This is a genomic window from Thermoflavimicrobium daqui, from assembly GCF_003313465.1.
Taxonomy (GTDB): Bacteria; Bacillota; Bacilli; order Thermoactinomycetales; family Thermoactinomycetaceae; genus Thermoflavimicrobium; species Thermoflavimicrobium daqui.
Map to the genome: position 1 here is coordinate 93802 of NZ_KZ845670.1, position 19522 is coordinate 113323.

The window sequence follows — 19522 nt, forward strand, 5'->3', positions numbered from 1 at the left end:
CCATTCCTACAGTGTAAATGCGAGTGCTAGTTCAGGATGTGGGTGTGGAATCACATTGCTGGATACTAGCTCTCCGCCCGTCACGGTGTAAACTTGTTTTCCAGCCTCAACTGCTGCGGTTACGGCTGCTACATCTCCTTCAACAATCACTGTGACTAAGCCAGATCCTACTCTTTTCAAGTCAATCATTCGTACATTGGCTGCCTTACACATCGTATCCAGTGCTTCAATAGCCACAACCAAACCCCTTGTCTCCACCAAGCCAATGGCTTGCATAAAAATCCCCCTTTAGTGCGTTTAAAAATCTATAAATACTCTTTCAGATCAATTGGCCCCCATGGAATCGACTTCCGTTTAAATTCTTCAGCAGCATGTAGTGGATAAGTCGCATCAATACCCATTTTGGCTGACACACCGCGTAAGTTATGCGAAGCCTCTAGCGGAGAACCTTTGGCACCTGGAACGATAAAAATATCCTGATCAGCTTGTACACGTGTAGCAATCGCCCACTCTACATCATTCGGGTCCCAGATATTCACATCATCATTGACGACGACGACGTGTTTTAAGTCTTTATCACTAGCAAAGGCTGCTAAACAAGCTTGTTTTCCATCCCCTTCATGACGCTTCTGAATCTGAATCACAGCATGACAACGTGATGCACCATTTAAGGTAACTACACAATCTTTGATTCCAGGAACAACCTGACGAACTGTACTGAGCAAGGTAGCTTCTCTGACGATAGCCATGGGTAGTAATTCTTCATGACTTGAAGGATGGATCGTTTGCCAAATGGGGTTGTTCCGATAGGTTACTGCAGAAATTTCAATCACAGGTTGCGGAGCTTGTTTTCCGTAGTAGCCTGCCAACTCTCCAAACGGCCCTTCAATTTCGCGAGTGTGAGGTAACATTCGCCCTTCAAAGACCACTTCGGCTTCAGCTAAAACCTCGAGATCAACCGTTTTACATTTCACAACATCAAGTGATTTGCCAATCAAGGCACCCGCGATATCAAACTTATCTGTATGATACAAATGTGTGCTTACCTGCGAGCTAAGTACAACTGCTGGAACGACTCCAAACATGACAGCAATTTCCATCGGCTCATTTTGCTGTTCATAGAAGTAGTATTGATCATTTAGTTCAGGAGAAGTAATTAGGATATTCGTACGATTCCCGCCGATAAAGCGCATCCGACGAATTGAAGTATAACGTTTATTTCCTGCGATATCCTTAACGACAAGCACTCCAGCAACGTAATACTTACCAAAGTCAAGCTCATGATATCGACAGAGAGGAAATAACATTTCAAGATCGTGGGGGTCTAAAATAACATTTTCATGGACAGGCCCCGTTGATACTCGGTTAGTGGAAAGTGGGTTTACCACCGATTCGATTAATTTGGGAACCAACTCAGAACCCGTTGATAGCCCCATACTATCAGCTACCAACTCACGATCCCCACCAAACCCTGCAATCATCGGTACTTGTGAACCTTTTACTTTTTCAAAGTACATGGGCTGTCTTCCCTGAAGATGATTCACTACTGCTCCTAGTTCAAAATCGGGATCGACTTCCTTCTTGATTTTCATTAACTTACCTGTTTGACTCCAATAGTCGATTAGTTCTCTTATATTTGTAATCATCTCAATGTTTTTCTCCCCACCTTGCTATAAATTCATGTTCAATATCTAATGCGTCTAAAATACGCCCCACGACAAAGTTAACTAACTCCCATATTTCTTTAGGACGCTGATAAAAGCCAGGTGAAGCGGGCAAAATCATCGAACCAGCTTGTGCTAATTTGGTCATATTCTCCAAATGAATGAGGCTTAATGGTGTTTCACGCGGTACTACCACCAGCTTTCTTCGCTCTTTGAGTACGACACTTGCTGTACGGCTTAACAAGGTATCTCCCACACCATGAGCAATAGCACCTAAGGTATTCATCGAGCAGGGTACAATCACCATGCCATCTGTTTTAAAAGAACCGCTAGCCGTAGGAGCAAATAAGTTTTTATTGCTTAAAATCGTAGCGTACTGCTTTAACTGCTCTATGGTTACACCTGTTTCAAATTCGAGAACTTTCTCACCCATTTGTGTGGTAATGACATAGGTTTCTACACCTAACTCATATAAAGCACGAATTAGAGTATAGCCATACACTGAACCACTCGCTCCAGTTATTCCGACTACAATTCTCATAGCTATGCTCCTTTGTAATCAGACGGTTCGGAAGATCCGAACCGTCCACTAGTACATCTTCTCTTTATTTACCGATTTTTTCTAACATTAATTTTTTATACTCTTCTGTACTAAATACTTCTCCAAATATACCGATGTCGCGAAGTCCAGATTCATGCATATCATTTGTTTGAGATGCACATGCATCGCTGATTGCGATTACATTATAACCGTGGTAGAGAGCATCAGAGCCGGTGCTACGTACACAAACATTGGTCCATACGCCAGTGAGCACAACTGTATCAATTCCTTCTTCACGTAAGAAAAGATCCATATCAGTATAAGAAAAAGCACTGTGACGTCGTTTTTGTATGATATAGTCACCTTTATCTTCTTCAGGCTGTAATTCAGGGATAAAGTCAGCTCCCCAAGTACCACGAATTGCATGTACAGGGCGTACGCGGAAATCCGCATCATTTTTACGGTGCCATTCTTGCACATGGATGACTTGAATATCGTTCTCATGACAGAAATCGATTAGCTCACGGATTTTCGATACGATTTTTTCGCCATTTTCACAGCGTAGTGTTGCTTTTTCACCAATAAAATCATTTAACATATCAATAATTACGAGTGCGTGTTTATTTCCTCTCATGGATTCATACCTCCAGCAAGTCAAATATTTGATTTGTAATTCAATTGGATTTATATTTTGAACAATGAGCGATTCCGAGCCAATAGCTATTCGATTTGGATAAGCTCATCAGTAGCTCATTTTAATTTCGCAGACATTGATTTCAATTAGGTATATTAGAACTGAATTTGTCTTGGTGGGTGAATATTTGTTTGACGTCTGACATATTGACCATAGCCGACTTGCCCTACTAAACCACCACGATCTTCATCATAAACAACCGTACCCCGAACGATCGTCATAATCGGTTTGCCTTTTAGTTTCATACCATGGAACGGAGTATATTTGGCCATCGTATGAACTTTGTCTTTATCGATGGTATATTCTCTTTCGAGATCAATGACCGTAAAGTCAGCATCCGCACCCATTCCCATATGACCTTTTTGCGGATACAACCCGTGAAGAATAGCTCCATTGGTACTTGTTACTTCTACAAAGCGCTGTAAAGTAAGGCGGCCTTTGTTAAGTCCTTCGCTTACCAATACGGGAACCATCGTTTCTACACCTGGGAACCCTGGGAAACTATCCCAAATATTTAATCCTTCACCCACTTTTTCTATTGGAATCTCATAGGGGGCATGATCTGTTGCCACAAAGTCAATCGTTCCATCAGCGAGGGCTTTCCAGTGGGCTTCATTATCCGCTGTTTCACGTAGTGGAGGAGCCACTTTAGCAAAAGTACCAAACTCGGTTAAAGCATCTTTATAGTTTAGGACTAAGTAGTGTGGACAAGTTTCTGCAGTGATCGGTACTCCACGTAATTTTGCTTGGCGGACCAGTTCAACACCTTCTTTGGTACTCATATGCACAATGTGAGCGCGAGCACCTGTCGCTTCAGCAAAGCTAATTACCAGCTCAATCGCCACTTTTTCAGCAAGATTGTTTCGAGCTTCAGACCAAGCTGGAGCATCCATACGTCCTTCTTTACGAAGCTTTTTTACTCGAAAGTCACAGATATCGAAGTTTTCGGCATGAATACCAACGGGTAAACCTGTTTCAGCCACTTTAGCGAAGATTTCCAACATTTCCGCATCCGTTACCTTTGGGAATGTTGGCACAGATGGAGTCATATAAACTTTAAAGCAAGTAATCCCTTCTTCAACTTGCCCCCAAACATTATCCAATTTATCTTCGCGTACATCTTCTCCAGTCATTCCACCCCAAGAACCAAAATCAATGTACGAATTATTTTTGACTTTATCCCACTTCGCATGGAATTCATCTTTACTTCTGACTGAAGGTTTACTACAGCAAGGCATATCTACAATCGTTGTCAGACCTCCAGCTGCAGCAGAAGCACTTCCAGTTTCAAAAGTTTCGCGGTGTGTAAATCCCGGGTCCATGAAATGAGTATGGGGATCAATACAACCAGGAACCACTAATTTTCCTTCTAAGTCGATCACTTGTTGTGCTTCAATCCCATCTACATGATTCACAAATCCAGCAATCTTATTTTCATTGACTAGAATGTTGGTAATGACAGTATCATTTCCTTGACCTTGAGGAATTCTTGCATTTTTTAAGATTAATTGCATAAAATTACGCCTCCTATATGGATGATTATTTTGAGTTGTTGCATGAACCAGTTGCTTATCGCTTCCTTACTCACTCCCTCCCAGTTACGTCTTAGAGTTCTACTCTTGACGCTATTAGGGCGGTGATCCTACAAAAAACGATTCACTCAGGTTCTTGATAATTAGATCATGCAACAAATTCTATTTTTTATATGAGTCTAACAACGAGGTTGCTAGAACGGATAAACCTTCTACTAGTTTATTCCCTATTTTTTACATAATTAGTTTAATATGGAATAAATTCGTTTTACTTTTTAAACGATCTCATTATCCTTGCTTGAAAGCATCACCTCCCAACAGTCATGCCCAGAACTATCTAAATAGGGATCCACAAAAAAACGCCGTAGAAATAGAGAGCTCTCTCTATTTCTACGGCGTGAAACACTCCGTTTAACAGAGTATTAACGTCCGTTTATCCTCTTATTTTCTGGTAGACAAAACGACCTTTGCGTAATGTCTCCAAGAAATATATATTATCGATTTCATTTTATTAATCTTGTATGGTTAAAGGTTTTTTCAGATAAATTGCAATAAAAGCGTTTTCAGTTATAGGGTCATAATCTTTGAGAATGGTAACTACTTCGATTTGTAACTCTTTCTCAATGTAGTCTTTGAGTCTCACCTTATACTCTCTAATCAAAGCAGCATCTACCGTTAAGGTTAGATCCAGATACTTTCCAGTAAGAGCGGATAAAGCAGGGACTCGTTTATGTTGCCCAAAGATAATGATTTTGTCATCATATATTTCGATGCGTTGTTTTTTAACCCCTAAGCCATACATCTCCTGACTAATTTCATTACAAAATTGCGCTAATTTTCTTTTGAATGTGTTATTAGGAGAAAGGTACTTAGGGTTTTTCATGCACATGTCCTCCTTAAGGATTAATGAGCGATGCAATATAAATTTAACTTTGTATTTCTTATCTTAAGACAAAAAAAAGAACCCGTCAATAGTTAGTATATCATTTTTATGAATCTTCCCTGTTGACATGGTTTATTTTCCTTTTTGTAAACTTCAATAATATACAATATCGTGATAAATCTAAATAAAAGGTTTGGGATGTTAGATTCATAGAGTAAGCTATCATGATTGTCGATTGGCCTCAAAAAAGAAAAGAGATTTGTAAGACTTACCTTCTTTAAGACTATTTTATTCTATTCCTATAAAAAAGATCTACTTATAAGATCAATGGATTTTGCGTTTTCTTTTCATGATCGAGAGAATGAGCATCACAATTTCATCGATAATAAAATAGAGGAAAGCTATTTTTATAAAATAAGTGATAAAATTTAGACTCCCTTTATCTAAACTTCCGTTCTGGATAGCATGATGAAGCTCCCCCCTTTCATCGAATAACCCCTACTTATCATATATGCTTTGCTTGCTATATAGGATATCCAATTCATACTATTACCACATTCCAAGTAGCCACTATGATTTATATTATATGTCCTTCTAATATTTTTATATTGTATTGATAAGTAGAATATTTACCTATAATTATATATTATTTTTTATTATACCTAATATTTTGACCTATTGATTCATTATAAAAATTATAATACATTTATTTATATAGTGTTATTAAAAACTAAAAGGAGACAGCTATGAAACTACTTCAATGGAAAAAGACTTTGATTGCAACAGGTGTCGTTCTAAGCACTATAATCTTACCGATCTTTCCAGAGTCTTGGGCAAAACCGAAAGTGGTAAAGGTGCTTCACGATGAGATCCACCATGAGAAAAAAGTAGATTTTTCTGGGAAAAACAAAAACATCACATTAAAAGATGCAAAAAACAAAGCACAATTAACGATGAACACAGATGGAGAAGAGGCTGTTTATACCTCTCCCACCATTAAAACGAAAATCGAATTTACTGATTTAGGAGTTCATTGGCTAGAAAATAATAAGCTACCTGTTGATGCTGTGAAGTTTGAAATACGAACCTCAAAGGATAATCGATCTTGGTCAAAATGGAGCTGGCTCCGTGTTGAGGACCAAGAAGGACCTGATCATAAGAAAAATAAAGAGACTTTTACTCAATTACTCTTAGGGCAACGTGGTAAATACCTACAATATCGTATCACTTTAAATACGAAAAATGGGAAGAAGCCGGAATTACAAGATTTAAAGATTACCTTAATGAACTCCGAAGATGGAGCAAAAATAACACCGACTAGCAGTAAAGAGAAAGATAAGAAAATTTCTTTAGCATCCTTATTTGCAAAGAAAGTAGATGCTGCTATTAATAAACCACCTGTCATAAGTCGTGCCGACTGGGGGGCTGACGAGTCTATCCGCTTTGATCAAACGGGAAAAGAATTATGGCCCCGAGATTATCTAGCTCCAACACATATGGTCGTACATCATACTGCAACAGAAAATAATGAACCTGATCCAGCAGCGAGAATGCGTTCGATTTATTACTTCCATACAGTCACTCGTGGTTGGGGTGATATCGGCTATAATGCTATCATCGGCAGTGATGGGAAGATCTATGAAGGCCGTCATGGAAAAGATGGAGAAGTTTTAAGCAATGGTGTTGTTGGTGGACATGCTTATTCATTTAACTATGGAACATTTGGTGTCTCGATGATGGGAGATTATGATCAAGTGGTGCTACCTGATCATATGCGCAAATCATTGGTTCAGATTCTTACCTATGTAGCTGATCTCAACAAGATTGATCCAACAATCAAAAAAGATTATGTCCGAAATTACAGTTATAATGATCCCAATGTACCTAAAGTAGATGCTGGCATTCCTACACTAACTGGTCATGGATTACTACCACGTGCTTCAACAAACTGTCCAGGCGCTTATATTAAGAACGAACTACCTAATTTACGTACTAGCGTCTCTAATAACCTAAATCAACCACAAGTACCCACCGAACCAATCATTATCGATAATGATGCTTCGACGAATACAAGAACAGGAAGTTGGACACTCTCCACATTATTATCCCAAAAATATAATGAAAATTATTATTATAGTGGAAGTGGAATAGGTAGTGATGTATTTACTTGGAACTTTAATCTTCCATTAACTGGAGTCTATCGTGTATCCATTTGGTATCCGGGCAGTGTAAGTAATGCAACCAATGCACAATATACAATTCATACGAAAAATGGGGCTATTACCCAAACGATTAACCAAACCACTAATGGTGGAAAATGGGTCGATGTAGGGCTTTATGAATTGAATAGCGGTGCAAATAAGATTTCTTTATCTGATCTAGCTGATAATACACGAGTTGTGGCAGATGCAGTGAAATTAGAATATATTCCGTCTGCTATTGTAGACGATTCGGACACAAATCATGTCATTGCATCCCCTGCTTTAACCGATTGGCGTTCATCATCCAGTATGTCTGGTGGGTATAAAGGAAGTTATCGGGTTCATAACAAAGATACTTCTGCTTCTTTTACTTGGAAACTAAATGTACCTGAATCCGGAAACTATCGTGTCTATGTCTGGTATACATCTGCTAATGACCGAGCAACTAATGCTCCTTATACTATCCGCTATGGTGATGGACAAAGTGTTATCAAACCTGTAAACCAAAAAACAGATGGCAAAAAATGGGTTGATCTAGGGGTCTATTCCTTTGTTCAAGGTGCAACTTCCATCACTTTATCTGCAAATGCAGATGGCTATGTGATCGCGGATGCAGTGAAGTTAGTTAAAGAGTAATAAGACATTTTTACATAAAAAAGGGCTCAATGAAACCTGAGCTCTTTTTTCAAAATAGACTTCCATTTTATTACTCAATATATTGACATATTTGTTTTTGACAATTATGATGACTATAAAAGCCAATTAAATAAGCGGATGACTGTTGTGGGAGAGATCGGACAATCCCGTTCGACACCGAAGGAGCAATGTCCCTAAAAACCTTGGGGCGCAATCTCTCAGGTAAAGAGACCACAATACGACGCACCTCTGGAAAGAGCCGGCTGGCCACCGATGGGGAAAGCTTCATATCCTTGAAGTAAAACTCTCAGGTAAAAAGACAGAGGAAGGGTAGAATGGGTACAATTCTGCCTTTCCTCTGTCTTTTTGTGTTGTCTTGGAAAGGTAGAAAAACAGCTGGCCTAGGAGGATTCTTATGACTCTAAAAGACCGTGACATTGAAATTTATGAAGCGATCCAACAAGAACAACATAGACAACTTTCTACCTTAGAACTCATCGCATCCGAAAATTTTGTAAGTGAAGACGTTTTAGAAGCAATGGGCTCAGAATTAACCAATAAGTATGCTGAAGGATATCCAAGCAAACGCTATTATGGTGGCTGTGAATTTGTCGATGTTGTCGAAAAATTAGCGATTGAACGAGTCACTCAACTATTTAACGCGAAGTACGCTAATGTACAGCCTCATTCAGGAGCACAAGCCAATACTGCTGTGTTCTTCGCCCTCTTACAGCCGGGTGATACCATTATGGGTATGAACCTATCCCACGGCGGACACCTTACACATGGTAGCCCAGTAAGTATGTCTGGTAAATGGTTTCATGTCGTTCAATATGGTGTACATGAAGAATCACACATGATCGATTATGATGAAGTTGCCTCTATTGCTAAACGTGAACGACCCAAATTAATCATTGCTGGTGCAAGCGCTTACCCACGCTATATTGACTTCGCTAAATTCAGAGAGATTGCCGATTCCATTGGAGCATATTTGATGGTAGACATGGCTCATATCGCTGGGCTTGTTGCTACCCATCTCCATCCTTCCCCGATTCCACATGCCCATGTCGTTACAAGCACGACACATAAAACATTACGAGGGCCACGCGGTGGAATTATCTTAACTAATGATGAAGAAATTAGCAAAAAAGTAAATAAAGCGATTTTTCCTGGTATTCAAGGTGGGCCTTTAATGCATGTCATCGCTGCGAAAGCGGTTGCTTTTAAAGAAGCCTTACAACCTGATTTCAAAAAATATGCCATTCAAGTGGTACGTAATGCTACCCAACTAGCTAACACTTTGAAAAAAGAAGGAGCTGCTCTTGTATCTGGCGGAACGGATAATCACTTAATCCTAGTTGATGTTCGTCCATGGGGATTGACTGGTAAAGTAGCTGAAAAGATCCTCGAAGACGCTGGTATCACTGTTAATAAAAATACCATCCCCTATGATCCTACAAGTCCATTTGTAACCAGTGGTGTTCGAATCGGAACAGCAGCAGTCACTACACGTGGAATGAAAGAGAACGAAATGAAAGTAATTGGAGAGTTGATTGCCAAAGTACTAATGAGCCAAGGAAATCCAGAAGTGATAAAAGAAGTTCGTCAGAACATAAGACAGCTATGTGAGTCTTTTCCTCTCCATCAAAAAGTGGCGATAAGCTAAAGGAGGAAGATCATGGAATTCAAAAGCTGTTTTGATATTATCGGTCCCATCATGGTGGGGCCTTCCAGCTCCCATACCGCTGGGGTTGTATCCATAGGAAAATTTGTGTATGACCTGATCGGGGATGTCCCTGACCGAGCCGAGATTACCTTTTATGATTCATTTGCCGAAACATACCAAGGTCATGGTACAGATAAGGCGATCGTAGGTGGACTTTTAGGAATGGAAACCGATGATATTCGCATTCGTCACTCCCTGAACCATGCCAAACATAATCAGGTTGAAATCATCTTTCATTTAAAAGGAACATGCACTTATTATGATCATCCCAATACGGTGGTGATTCAAGCAGAAAAAAACGGTGAAACCATCACCGTGGGTGGTGTTTCTCTTGGCGGTGGGCTCTCTAAAATCTTTCTCATTGATGACAAGAAAGTAGACATTCTACTAAACACTCCTTATGATCTTGAGAAGTTAAGAAGTTATCGTCGAACCTCATCGACTTATATTCCGCTTGTCGGGAGTTGAAATTATGAATATCCAATCAATCGAAGAGCTCATCAAACACTGTGAACAAAGGAATAAAAGTATCGCTGAAGTGATGTTGGACTTTGAAAGTGAGAAATCGGGTCGATCGAATGAGCAAATTATAGAAATGATGGCCGAACGTCTCATAAAAATGAAAGAGGCAATTGACACGGGTCTTTCTGATCGTTCAACTGCTCCAAGTGGAATTTCAGGCGGAGATGCCATCTTGATGACCGAATATCAAGAAAAAGGGCAAGCACTCTCTGGTTCTATCGTCTCTGATGCGATGCGCTTTGCTTTTGCCACATCAGAAAATAATGCGAGAATGGGTGTCATTGTGGCAACTCCAACGGCTGGATCGGCTGGAATCCTTCCCGGATGTCTTTTTTCTTTACATCATAACCTAGGATATTCTTATGAGAAACTAGTGTTGGGCTTGATGACAGCAAGTGCAATTGGCTATGTTATAGCTAACCGTGCATTTATCTCTGGTGCTGCTGGAGGTTGCCAAGCTGAAGTCGGATCTGCGACGGCCATGGCAGCTGCGGCGATTGTAGAATTAAAAGGTGGAACACCGATGCAAGCGACTCAAGCAACCGCCATTGCTCTTAAATCTCTACTTGGACTTGTCTGTGATCCCGTCGCTGGCTTGGTCGAAGTGCCTTGTATCAAACGCAATGTGATTGGTACTTCCATTGCCTTCGCAGCTGCCGATCTCGGCTTAGCAGGGATAAAGAGCCAGATTCCGTGTGATGAAGTCATTGGTGCTATGTATGACATTGGCAGAAACATGCCAAGAACATTACGCGAGACAGCTTTGGGCGGTCTAGCTATGACTCCTACAGGTAAAAAAGTAAAGAAACGTATTTTTCAAGACAAAAATCAAATGGGGTATGAAAAATGAGTACGACAAACCAAGAGTTAAAACGAACTCCCTTGTTCCCTGTATACCAAAAGTATGGTGCGAAAACCATTGATTTTGGTGGTTGGGAGCTTCCCGTTCAATTCACCAGCATTCTAGACGAGCACCAAGCGGTAAGAACCAAAGCTGGTTTGTTTGATGTCTCTCATATGGGTGAAGTGCTCTTAAAAGGTGAAGGAGCCATCGATTCCCTGCAATATCTGATGACCAATGATATTCGTCGTCTATCCATTAACCAAGCGATGTATACGGCTATGTGTTACCCAGATGGTGGCACCATTGACGATTTGCTGATCTATAAACTAGCAGAGGACGAATACTTATTAGTTATCAATGCCTCCAATATCAATAAAGATGTAAAATGGATTGAAGAACATGTCAATAGCAAAACAACGGTGAAAAATATTTCATCCGAAGTGGCACTGTTAGCATTGCAAGGTCCTCTAGCAGAAGCGGTCTTGCAAAAGCTTACCTCTGTCAACTTATCAGAAATCGGCTTCTTCCATTTCTTGCCTAAGGTAGATATATCCGGCATTGAAGTGCTTGTTTCACGAACAGGCTATACGGGTGAAGATGGTTTTGAGCTTTATCTGGATGCCAAAGACGCAGAGAGTTTATGGGATAAAATCTTAGAGGCAGGTAAAGAAGAGGGGGTTCTTCCTTGCGGATTAGGAGCTCGTGATACCCTCCGCTTTGAAGCAAAATTACCACTTTATGGTCAAGAATTAAGTGCTGATATTAGTCCACTTGAAGCTGGGATCGGCTTTGCTGTCAAAGTAAATAAAGAAAATGATTTTATTGGGAAAGAAGCACTCAAAGAACAAAAAGAAAAAGGGCTCTCAAGAAAGTTAGTAGGAATTGAAATGGTAGGACGTGGAATTCCACGTCATGGCTATGCTGTTTATGCGATCGATAAAGCGGAGCCAATTGGATTTGTCACCTCTGGTACCCATTCTCCTACATTAAAGAAAAACTTAGGATTTGCCCTCATTCAAGCAGAATATGCCAGTGTTGGTACCCCAGTTGCCGTCGAGATTCGTAATAAACGAGTTGAAGCAGTTACCGTAAAAACACCATTCTATAAAAGAACATAACGATTTTTTGGGGAGGAATAAATCGTGAGTCAAGTCAAAGAAAATCTCATATACAGTAAAGAACATGAATGGGTACAAGTGTTAGATGATGATACAGTAAGAATTGGGATTAGTGATTTTGCCCAAGATCAACTCGGTGAAATTGTTTTCTTAGAGTTACCTGAAGTAGATTCTGAAGTTGAGGCACATACCAGTATCGGAAGTGTAGAGTCGGTCAAAGCCGTTTCCGACTTGTATTGTCCTGTTTCAGGTGTGGTGACCAAAGTCAATGAACTATTAGTAGACTCTCCAGAAGTGATTAATGATGATCCATTTGGTGAAGGCTGGATGTTTGAAGTAAAACTCTCCAACTTAGATGAACTAAAAGAACTCCTTAGTGCAGACCAATACAAAGAATTTATTGAGGGTGAATAATATGAACTTCCGTTACTTACCAATGACTGAAGAAGATCAAAAAGAAATGCTACAGTTCTTAGGCATTTCTTCTGTAGATGAACTATTCGCTGACATTCCAGACGAAATCAAATTAAATCGTCGTCTCCAAATTCCTGAAGCACTGTCTGAGCCTGAAGCTGTCAAGTATTTTAGTCGCTTAGCTAAAAAGAACGTAAATAGTGATGATTATATCTACTTCTTAGGTGCTGGTATTTATGATCATTACATTCCTAGTACCGTAAACCATGTGATCTCACGTTCTGAATTCTATACAGCTTATACTCCCTATCAGCCAGAAATTAGTCAGGGAGAATTACAAGCTATTTTCGAATTCCAAACGATGATTTGTGAATTAACGGGCATGGATGCGGCCAACTCTTCCATGTATGACGGCCCTACCGCATTGGCTGAAGCAGCGAATCTCGCTTGTGGAGTAACACGAAAGAAAAAAGTAGTTATTTCTAAAGCGGTTCATCCACAATCTCGTGCTATTTTACAAGTCAATGCCAATGGGCAAGGTTATGATGTAGTAGAAGTTGATATAAAAAATGGACTGACTGATTTGGAAGCTTTAGATCAAGCTGTCGATCAAGACACTGCCGCAGTCATTGTACAATATCCAAACTTCTTGGGTAGCATCGAAGATCTAGCAGCCATTGAAAAAATTGCTCATAAGCATAAAGGATTGTTCGTCGTAAGCTCCAATCCACTCTCTTTGGGTGTTTTAAAACCACCAGGAGAATTTGCTGCTGATATCGTTGTCGGTGAAGCACAACCTTTTGGGATCCCGATGCAGTTTGGCGGACCAAGCTGTGGTTATTTTGCTGTTCGTAATAAATATATGCGTAAAATTCCAGGCAGAATTGTCGGGCAAACCACGGATGAAGATGGTAAACGTGGATTTGTACTTACTTTACAAGCTCGTGAACAGCATATCCGTCGGGAGAAAGCTACTTCCAATATTTGTTCCAACCAAGCTCTCAACGCCTTAGCAGCTTCTGTCGCCATGACTGCCCTTGGTAAAAGAGGAGTTCAAGAAGTTGCCATACAAAACATCCAAAAAGCGCACTATGCTAAACAGGCTATTAATCAATTAGAGGGATATGAAGTCGTATTTGATGCTCCTACCTTTAATGAATTTGTAATCAAAGCTCCTAAGCCCGTGTCCGAGATCAACTCCGCATTACTTAAACGTGGCATTGTAGGTGGATATGATCTAGGTCGTGATTATAAAGAGCTATCGCAGCATATATTACTCGCAGTTACTGAAGCACGTACAAAAGAAGAAATTGACTTGTTAGTTCAAGGATTGGGGGAAATCTAATATGATCAAGCAAAAGGAAAAAGCGCTCATTTTTGAGATGAGCCGACCTGGACGTGCGGCTTACGACCTCCCTGATTGCGATGTACCTGAAACAAAGTTGGAAGAGCTGATTCCATCTCATTTAATTCGCCAAACTCCAGCTGAACTACCTGAGGTTTCGGAATTAGACTTAATGCGTCACTATACCGAGCTATCCAATCGAAATCACGGGATTGATTCTGGATTCTATCCGCTTGGTTCTTGTACCATGAAATACAATCCAAAAATTAATGAAGATGTAGCACGTTATCCTGGCTTTGCGAAGATTCACCCCTACCAATCTGAAGAAACGGTACAAGGTGCATTAGAAGTTCTTTATAACCTTCAGACTGAGCTTGCTGAAATTACAGGGATGGACGAAGTAACTCTACAACCAGCAGCTGGCGCACAAGGTGAATGGTCTGCTTTGATGATGATTCGTGCTTACCATGAAAGCCGTGGCGAAAATCGTACCAAGGTAATCGTTCCAGATAGTGCTCATGGTACCAATCCAGCTAGTGCTGCAGTAGCCGGTCTAGATACGATTACAATTCCATCAGATGAACATGGTCTCGTCGATGTTGAAGAACTGAAAAAAGCGGTCGGTCCTGACACGGCAGCACTGATGCTTACCAATCCCAATACTTTAGGTTTATTTGAAGAACACATTGTCGAAATCGCTAAAGTCGTACACGAAGCAGGTGGGCTTCTTTATTATGATGGAGCCAATGCCAATGCGATCTTAGGGATTACCCGTCCTGGGGACATGGGCTTTGACGTGGTTCACCTTAACTTGCATAAAACCTTTACTGGACCCCACGGGGGCGGTGGTCCTGGTGCAGGACCCGTTGGTGTGAAAAAAATCTTAGCACCATTCTTACCACGTCCACAGGTGGTAAAAGTTGGAGATCACTTTAAATTAAACCATGATATTCCACAATCGATCGGACGTGTTAAAGCATTCTTTGGGAACTTTGGTATCTTACTACGTGCTTTTGTTTATATTCGTTCCAATGGACCAGATGGACTTCTCAAAGTGTCACAAGATGCTGTTTTAAATGCCAACTATATGATGCGTAAATTACAGCCTTACTTTGATCTTCCTTATGACCGGGTTTGTAAACACGAATTTGTCCTTTCAGGTCGCCGTCAAAAGAAACTGGGAGTTCGTACACTTGATATCGCTAAAAGACTACTGGACTTTGGCTTCCATCCTCCAACTATCTACTTCCCACTGATTGTCGAGGAATGTATGATGATCGAACCAACCGAAACCGAGTCCAAAGAAACCTTAGACGCATTTATTAACACCATGATCCAAATCGCCAAAGAGGCAGAAGAATCACCAGAGATTGTTTTAGAAGCACCTCATGATACAGTAGTTTCCCGATTAGATGAAGTATCTGCAGCTCGTAAGCCTATTCTTCGTTATACTCCAAATCATGAAGCAAGCGCAAACCCATCCAACAAAGAAACGGTTAAAGCCTAAACAAACTCCCCCATCCTCTATGCCAAAGAGGTGGGGGAATATCCCTACTAAGGTTAGATGATGCTCGTTGATACAACCTTAACAATAAAACACTACCTAATTACTATATATTTCTAATATTTACTATTGATATTATATGGTGAAATTAATAAATATTTTTCCATAAAAGTATTGATTTATCATTAAATACTTGATAGAATAATAATCGAATGAAATATAAAAATAATTACAATCAATAGGTTATTTATAGCTATTATTTTCGGATAATTTCATAGATTCATCATCGCTCGTATAATCCTGAAAATATGGTTTGGGACTATCTAGAGGGAACCGATAACTTCCTAGCTACGAGAACAGTCGTTTTATGCGATTGTTCTTGTCGTTAGGAAGTTTTTTATTATGGAATACTATTAGGAGGTGAGTCAAAAATGTAAGCGCTTTATCAATTTAGCATCATCCTGTTGAAGGTCACCTAGGTCATGCTAAATGATCCATATTGGAGGGAAAACCATTGAGTAGCGCCAAAGTAAATCATGAAGATCATACCCAAGTAGGTCAAACCTCTTTTTTGCAAAAATTCTTCCAATTAAAAGAAAGAGGTACAAATGTTCGCACTGAGATTATTGCAGGATTAACGACTTTTATGACAATCAGCTATATTCTTTTGGTAAATCCAAAAGCTCTACATGATGCTGGAATTCCACTAGAAGCAGCGATCGGAGCGACTGGCTTTGTGATTGTGTTAGGGTCACTCTTATATGCTTTATTTGCAAACTTACCCATTGCTGTAGGACCTGGTGTTGGATTAAATGCATTTTTTGCTTATTCCATCGTACAAGGGATGGGATTACCTTGGCAAACTGCTTTAGGCGCTGTATTTATCTCTGGTGTTGTATTTTTCATTCTAACCATCACCAATATTCGAAAGGTGATTATCGAAGCAATACCTAATCCGCTCAAATATTCCGTTGGCGTTGGTGTAGGAGCATTTCTCTGTTTGATTGGTCTTAAAAGTGCTGGAGTGGTAGTCGCTGACAAATCCACTTTTGTGACTCTTGGATCGATAACCTCCCCTAGTGTGATTCTATTTTTCATCGGTTTAATCATTGCTGGAGTACTCACGGCTAGGAATATCAAAGGAAGTTTAGTTATTAGTATTCTCATCGTGACCCTCTTGTCGATGGTGGTAGGAAACTCTCCTGCTCCTAAAGCGGTCGGCGATATTTTCTCATTTAAATTCCCTGATATAACAGCTACATTCCTAGCCATGGATATTCCTGCAGCATTTGGCTACGGCGTATTCTCAGTCATCTTTTCTTTTACCATCATCGATTTGCTAGACAACTCTGCAACACTCGTTGCCTTGGCACAAAAAGCGGGCTTAATCAATAAAGAAGGAAAAATTCCGAACATGCAACAAGCATTCTATGGTGATGCATTCGCCATTATGGGAAGTGCAGCACTTGGTTCAACCGCAACCAACGCATACAGTGATAATGCAGCAGGAATTGCTGCTGGTGGCAGAACAGGCTTAACAGCTCTGATTGTAGCTGGATTAGTAGCCATCTCCGTTATCTTCTTAATGCCTTTTATTCAACTAATTCCAAGTGTAGCAACTGCTCCTATTCTCGTTCTTGTCGGTGCATTTATGTTGGAAGAAATACGACATCTTAAGTTTGATGATTTCACAGATACACTTCCTGCTTTTATCACCATTTTTATGATGCCGCTTACTTATAGTATTGCCAATGGAATTGGAATTGGCTTTATCGCTTATAGCTTGCTAAAAATCTTAAGTGGTAAATATAAAGAGCCCCATTGGATGGTTCACGTGATCAGCATAGCCTTTATCATTAGCTTTCTCTATCATGGCTAACCAAATTTATACAAGTAGGTGATATGAATGTCCAGTCTACTAATTAAGAACGCCCAAATCATTACCATGGATCCCAATCATACGATTTTCACAGGTGATCTCTATATTGAAAACGATTCCATCCGTGAAGTAGGAGAAAATCTAAATCCCAGTTCAGTAGATAAAGTGATTGATGGAACGGGTCGGATCGTTATTCCTGGCTTTATCCAGACACACATTCATTTATGCCAAACATTATTCCGTGGACAAGCTGATGACTTAGAACTGATGGATTGGCTACAAAAACGGGTATGGCCACTTGAAGCATCTCATGATGAAGAATCGCTTTACTACTCTGCCCTACTTGGCATTGGGGAATTAATCCAAAGTGGTACCACCTGTATCGTCGATATGGAAACCGTACACCATACCGATTCTGCTTTCCAAGCCCTTGCAGATAGTGGTTTCCGCGCTTTATCTGGAAAATGTATGATGGATCATGGTAACGAAGTTCCGATCCTACTTCGCGAAAACACAGCTCATTCTATTCAAGAAAGTGTAAACTTGCTGGAGAAGTGGCATAACTATGATCATGGTCGGATTGAATATGCTTTTTGCCCTCGCTTTGTCGTATCTTGTACCGAAGAACTACTCGTCAATGTACGTGATCTAGCTGAACAGTATGGTGTTAAAATTCATACTCATGCTTCCGAAAACCGTGGGGAGATCGCCATCGTTGAAGCTGAACGCGGTATGCGTAACGTTGTTTATCTCGATCATATTGGTATGGCTCGGGAAAATCTTATTCTCGCTCACTGTGTACACCTTAATGATGAAGAGAAAGAAATCATTAAAAAGCGTGGGGTTAAGGTTTCTCACTGTCCGGGCTCTAACTTAAAGCTCGCTTCCGGAATCTCTGATGTTCCCGATATGATCGATCGAGCGATCCATGTTAGCTTAGGTTCAGATGGAGCACCTTGTAACAATACGTTGGATATGTTTCATGAGATGCGCTTAGCTGCGATTATGCATAAGCCTGCCTACGGTCCAACAGCGATGAAAGCAAGACAGGTATTTGAAATGGCCACCATCAGTGGTGCTAAAGCAGTGGGAATGGAAGACAAAATCGGAAGTCTAGAAGTGGGTAAAAAAGCGGACTTAGCTATCCTTAACTTAAACAAATTCCACTCTGCACCATGGGCAGAGGTCGATCCGATCTCCCGGATTGTCTACACCGCCAACTCGGGTGATGTGGAAACCACCATCATAGGCGGTCAAATCGTTATGGAAAATCGGATCATGAAAACCATTGACGAAAAAGTCGTACTTAAAGAAGCAAATAAGTCCATCAAACGTTTACTTAAAAAGTTACCATCCATCCAATACTAATTAAACAGTTTTTTTGGAATAGTTTTTATATAAGTCTCTTTTTTATTATATGATTTCTCCTCCTTCTATTTCAACGAATAGATATAGTCCCTTGTGATAAGATAGGCTACTGACAATTAGAATAGTCAGTCCAATTGTCAGTAGTCTTTTTCAATAGCCTACGATTAACTCCATTATAATAATTATCCATCACTATACATTTTTGGGGATTATCCCCCATCCACCAAGGATGAACCAGATTTAATATCATCGGGAAGTAAAAAAGAAAGCCCACAGTTTAAGGAACTGTGGGTATACTTAACCTTCTAATTGCTTTAGTATTTGTAAAACTTGGTCAAATTCTTCTTTAGTGTCAGGCAAGACAATACCTGCTTCCAAAATCTCATCCGTAATTCTGTTAAAGATTTCTTGATAATCAGACCGTAACTTATGTTTTTGCAAAAAGTCCATCACCATCTTAACATCATGCCAATTAGCAATGATATAAAAAATGGTATCTGGATTATGGATTCCGCTATTGCGATGATAATCTAGCCCATGCTCTATTTGTTTGATACGTTCATGAATGCCTGTTTCTAAAACGCTTAGTACTTCAGACCCAATCATACATGATATGCTCCTTCTCTCTAAGACGAAAAGTTTAGAGAGATC

17 protein-coding genes and 2 riboswitches are annotated in these 19522 nt (G+C 40.1%); of the genes, 10 read left to right on the plus strand and 7 right to left on the minus strand.

Features of this window, described 5'->3' with window-relative positions:
* Window positions 1-6: 6 nt before the first annotated feature.
* The 6 genes from DL897_RS13595 to DL897_RS13620 form a co-directional block, all read right to left on the minus strand.
* Entirely contained in the window at window positions 7-276 is a 270-nt protein-coding gene (locus tag DL897_RS13595) for a BMC domain-containing protein (RefSeq protein WP_113659698.1), read from the minus strand.
* A 29-nt stretch (window positions 277-305) separates the two neighbouring features.
* Window positions 306-1646, minus strand: a complete 1341-nt coding sequence (locus tag DL897_RS13600) for a UbiD family decarboxylase (RefSeq protein WP_113659699.1) — start codon at window positions 1644-1646, stop codon at window positions 306-308.
* A gap of 1 nt (window position 1647) precedes the next feature.
* A complete protein-coding gene (locus tag DL897_RS13605; RefSeq protein ID WP_113659700.1) occupies window positions 1648-2205 on the minus strand; it encodes a UbiX family flavin prenyltransferase in 558 nt (185 codons plus the stop codon).
* Between the two features lie 64 nt (window positions 2206-2269).
* A complete protein-coding gene (locus DL897_RS13610) occupies window positions 2270-2839 on the minus strand; it encodes a cysteine hydrolase family protein (protein WP_113659701.1) in 570 nt (189 codons plus the stop codon).
* Window positions 2840-2994: 155 nt separating this feature from the next.
* The gene (locus tag DL897_RS13615) at window positions 2995-4413 is read right to left on the minus strand and encodes a dihydroorotase (protein WP_113659702.1); all 1419 of its coding nucleotides are present in this window, start codon (window positions 4411-4413) and stop codon (window positions 2995-2997) included.
* Window positions 4414-4942: 529 nt separating this feature from the next.
* A complete protein-coding gene (locus DL897_RS13620; protein ID WP_113659703.1) occupies window positions 4943-5314 on the minus strand; it encodes a Na-translocating system protein MpsC family protein in 372 nt (123 codons plus the stop codon).
* A 746-nt stretch (window positions 5315-6060) separates the two neighbouring features.
* Between DL897_RS13620 and DL897_RS13625 the strand changes: the two genes are divergently transcribed.
* The 10 genes from DL897_RS13625 to DL897_RS13670 all read left to right on the plus strand — a co-directional run bounded on the left by DL897_RS13625 (window position 6061) and on the right by DL897_RS13670 (window position 18871).
* Complete coding sequence (locus tag DL897_RS13625) at window positions 6061-8151, plus strand: golvesin C-terminal-like domain-containing protein (RefSeq protein ID WP_113659704.1); 2091 nt, start codon at window positions 6061-6063, stop codon at window positions 8149-8151.
* 138 nt (window positions 8152-8289) lie between these two features.
* Window positions 8290-8395: riboswitch (glycine riboswitch) on the plus strand.
* A 171-nt stretch (window positions 8396-8566) separates the two neighbouring features.
* Complete coding sequence (gene glyA / locus DL897_RS13630; RefSeq protein ID WP_113659705.1) at window positions 8567-9817, plus strand: serine hydroxymethyltransferase; 1251 nt, start codon at window positions 8567-8569, stop codon at window positions 9815-9817.
* 12 nt (window positions 9818-9829) lie between these two features.
* Complete coding sequence (locus tag DL897_RS13635; protein WP_113659706.1) at window positions 9830-10345, plus strand: serine dehydratase beta chain; 516 nt, start codon at window positions 9830-9832, stop codon at window positions 10343-10345.
* A gap of 4 nt (window positions 10346-10349) precedes the next feature.
* Complete coding sequence (sdaAA, locus tag DL897_RS13640; RefSeq protein ID WP_113659707.1) at window positions 10350-11249, plus strand: L-serine ammonia-lyase, iron-sulfur-dependent, subunit alpha; 900 nt, start codon at window positions 10350-10352, stop codon at window positions 11247-11249.
* Window positions 11246-12361: a glycine cleavage system aminomethyltransferase GcvT gene (gcvT, locus tag DL897_RS13645; protein ID WP_113659708.1), complete on the plus strand. Its 1116-nt coding sequence runs from the start codon at window positions 11246-11248 to the stop codon at window positions 12359-12361. Before sdaAA ends, gcvT begins: the two co-directional genes overlap by 4 nt.
* Window positions 12362-12385: 24 nt before the next feature.
* On the plus strand, window positions 12386-12775 hold the full coding sequence (gene gcvH, locus DL897_RS13650) for a glycine cleavage system protein GcvH (protein WP_113659709.1): 390 nt from the start codon (window positions 12386-12388) through the stop codon (window positions 12773-12775).
* 1 nt (window position 12776) lies between these two features.
* Window positions 12777-14120, plus strand: a complete 1344-nt coding sequence (gene gcvPA / locus DL897_RS13655) for an aminomethyl-transferring glycine dehydrogenase subunit GcvPA (protein ID WP_113659710.1) — start codon at window positions 12777-12779, stop codon at window positions 14118-14120.
* Window position 14121: 1 nt separating this feature from the next.
* The gene (gene gcvPB / locus DL897_RS13660; protein ID WP_113659711.1) at window positions 14122-15627 is read left to right on the plus strand and encodes an aminomethyl-transferring glycine dehydrogenase subunit GcvPB; all 1506 of its coding nucleotides are present in this window, start codon (window positions 14122-14124) and stop codon (window positions 15625-15627) included.
* Between the two features lie 267 nt (window positions 15628-15894).
* Window positions 15895-15995: riboswitch (purine riboswitch) on the plus strand.
* 143 nt (window positions 15996-16138) lie between these two features.
* Window positions 16139-17503: an NCS2 family permease gene (locus tag DL897_RS13665; RefSeq protein ID WP_240627446.1), complete on the plus strand. Its 1365-nt coding sequence runs from the start codon at window positions 16139-16141 to the stop codon at window positions 17501-17503.
* Between the two features lie 27 nt (window positions 17504-17530).
* Entirely contained in the window at window positions 17531-18871 is a 1341-nt protein-coding gene (locus DL897_RS13670; RefSeq protein ID WP_113659712.1) for a 5'-deoxyadenosine deaminase, read from the plus strand.
* A gap of 297 nt (window positions 18872-19168) precedes the next feature.
* Here DL897_RS13670 and DL897_RS13675 read toward each other — a convergent pair whose 3' ends face one another.
* Window positions 19169-19477, minus strand: coding sequence for a hypothetical protein (locus DL897_RS13675; protein WP_113659713.1), 309 nt, complete (start codon window positions 19475-19477; stop codon window positions 19169-19171).
* Between the last annotated feature and the right edge of the window lie 45 nt (window positions 19478-19522).

Excerpts from the sequence above, each read along its gene's own strand:
- DL897_RS13595 (WP_113659698.1), bottom strand. The coding sequence starts at position 276 with ATGCAAGCCATTGGCTTGGTGGAGACAAGGGGTTTGGTTGTGGCTATT.
- DL897_RS13600 (WP_113659699.1), bottom strand. The coding sequence starts at position 1,646 with ATGATTACAAATATAAGAGAACTAATCGACTATTGGAGTCAAACAGGT.
- DL897_RS13605 (WP_113659700.1), bottom strand. The coding sequence starts at position 2,205 with ATGAGAATTGTAGTCGGAATAACTGGAGCGAGTGGTTCAGTGTATGGC.
- DL897_RS13610 (WP_113659701.1), bottom strand. The coding sequence starts at position 2,839 with ATGAGAGGAAATAAACACGCACTCGTAATTATTGATATGTTAAATGAT.
- DL897_RS13615 (WP_113659702.1), bottom strand. The coding sequence starts at position 4,413 with ATGCAATTAATCTTAAAAAATGCAAGAATTCCTCAAGGTCAAGGAAAT.
- DL897_RS13620 (WP_113659703.1), bottom strand. The coding sequence starts at position 5,314 with ATGAAAAACCCTAAGTACCTTTCTCCTAATAACACATTCAAAAGAAAA.
- DL897_RS13625 (WP_113659704.1), top strand. The coding sequence starts at position 6,061 with ATGAAACTACTTCAATGGAAAAAGACTTTGATTGCAACAGGTGTCGTT.
- glyA (WP_113659705.1), top strand. The coding sequence starts at position 8,567 with ATGACTCTAAAAGACCGTGACATTGAAATTTATGAAGCGATCCAACAA.
- DL897_RS13635 (WP_113659706.1), top strand. The coding sequence starts at position 9,830 with ATGGAATTCAAAAGCTGTTTTGATATTATCGGTCCCATCATGGTGGGG.
- sdaAA (WP_113659707.1), top strand. The coding sequence starts at position 10,350 with ATGAATATCCAATCAATCGAAGAGCTCATCAAACACTGTGAACAAAGG.
- gcvT (WP_113659708.1), top strand. The coding sequence starts at position 11,246 with ATGAGTACGACAAACCAAGAGTTAAAACGAACTCCCTTGTTCCCTGTA.
- gcvPA (WP_113659710.1), top strand. The coding sequence starts at position 12,777 with ATGAACTTCCGTTACTTACCAATGACTGAAGAAGATCAAAAAGAAATG.
- gcvPB (WP_113659711.1), top strand. The coding sequence starts at position 14,122 with ATGATCAAGCAAAAGGAAAAAGCGCTCATTTTTGAGATGAGCCGACCT.
- DL897_RS13670 (WP_113659712.1), top strand. The coding sequence starts at position 17,531 with ATGTCCAGTCTACTAATTAAGAACGCCCAAATCATTACCATGGATCCC.
- DL897_RS13675 (WP_113659713.1), bottom strand. The coding sequence starts at position 19,477 with ATGATTGGGTCTGAAGTACTAAGCGTTTTAGAAACAGGCATTCATGAA.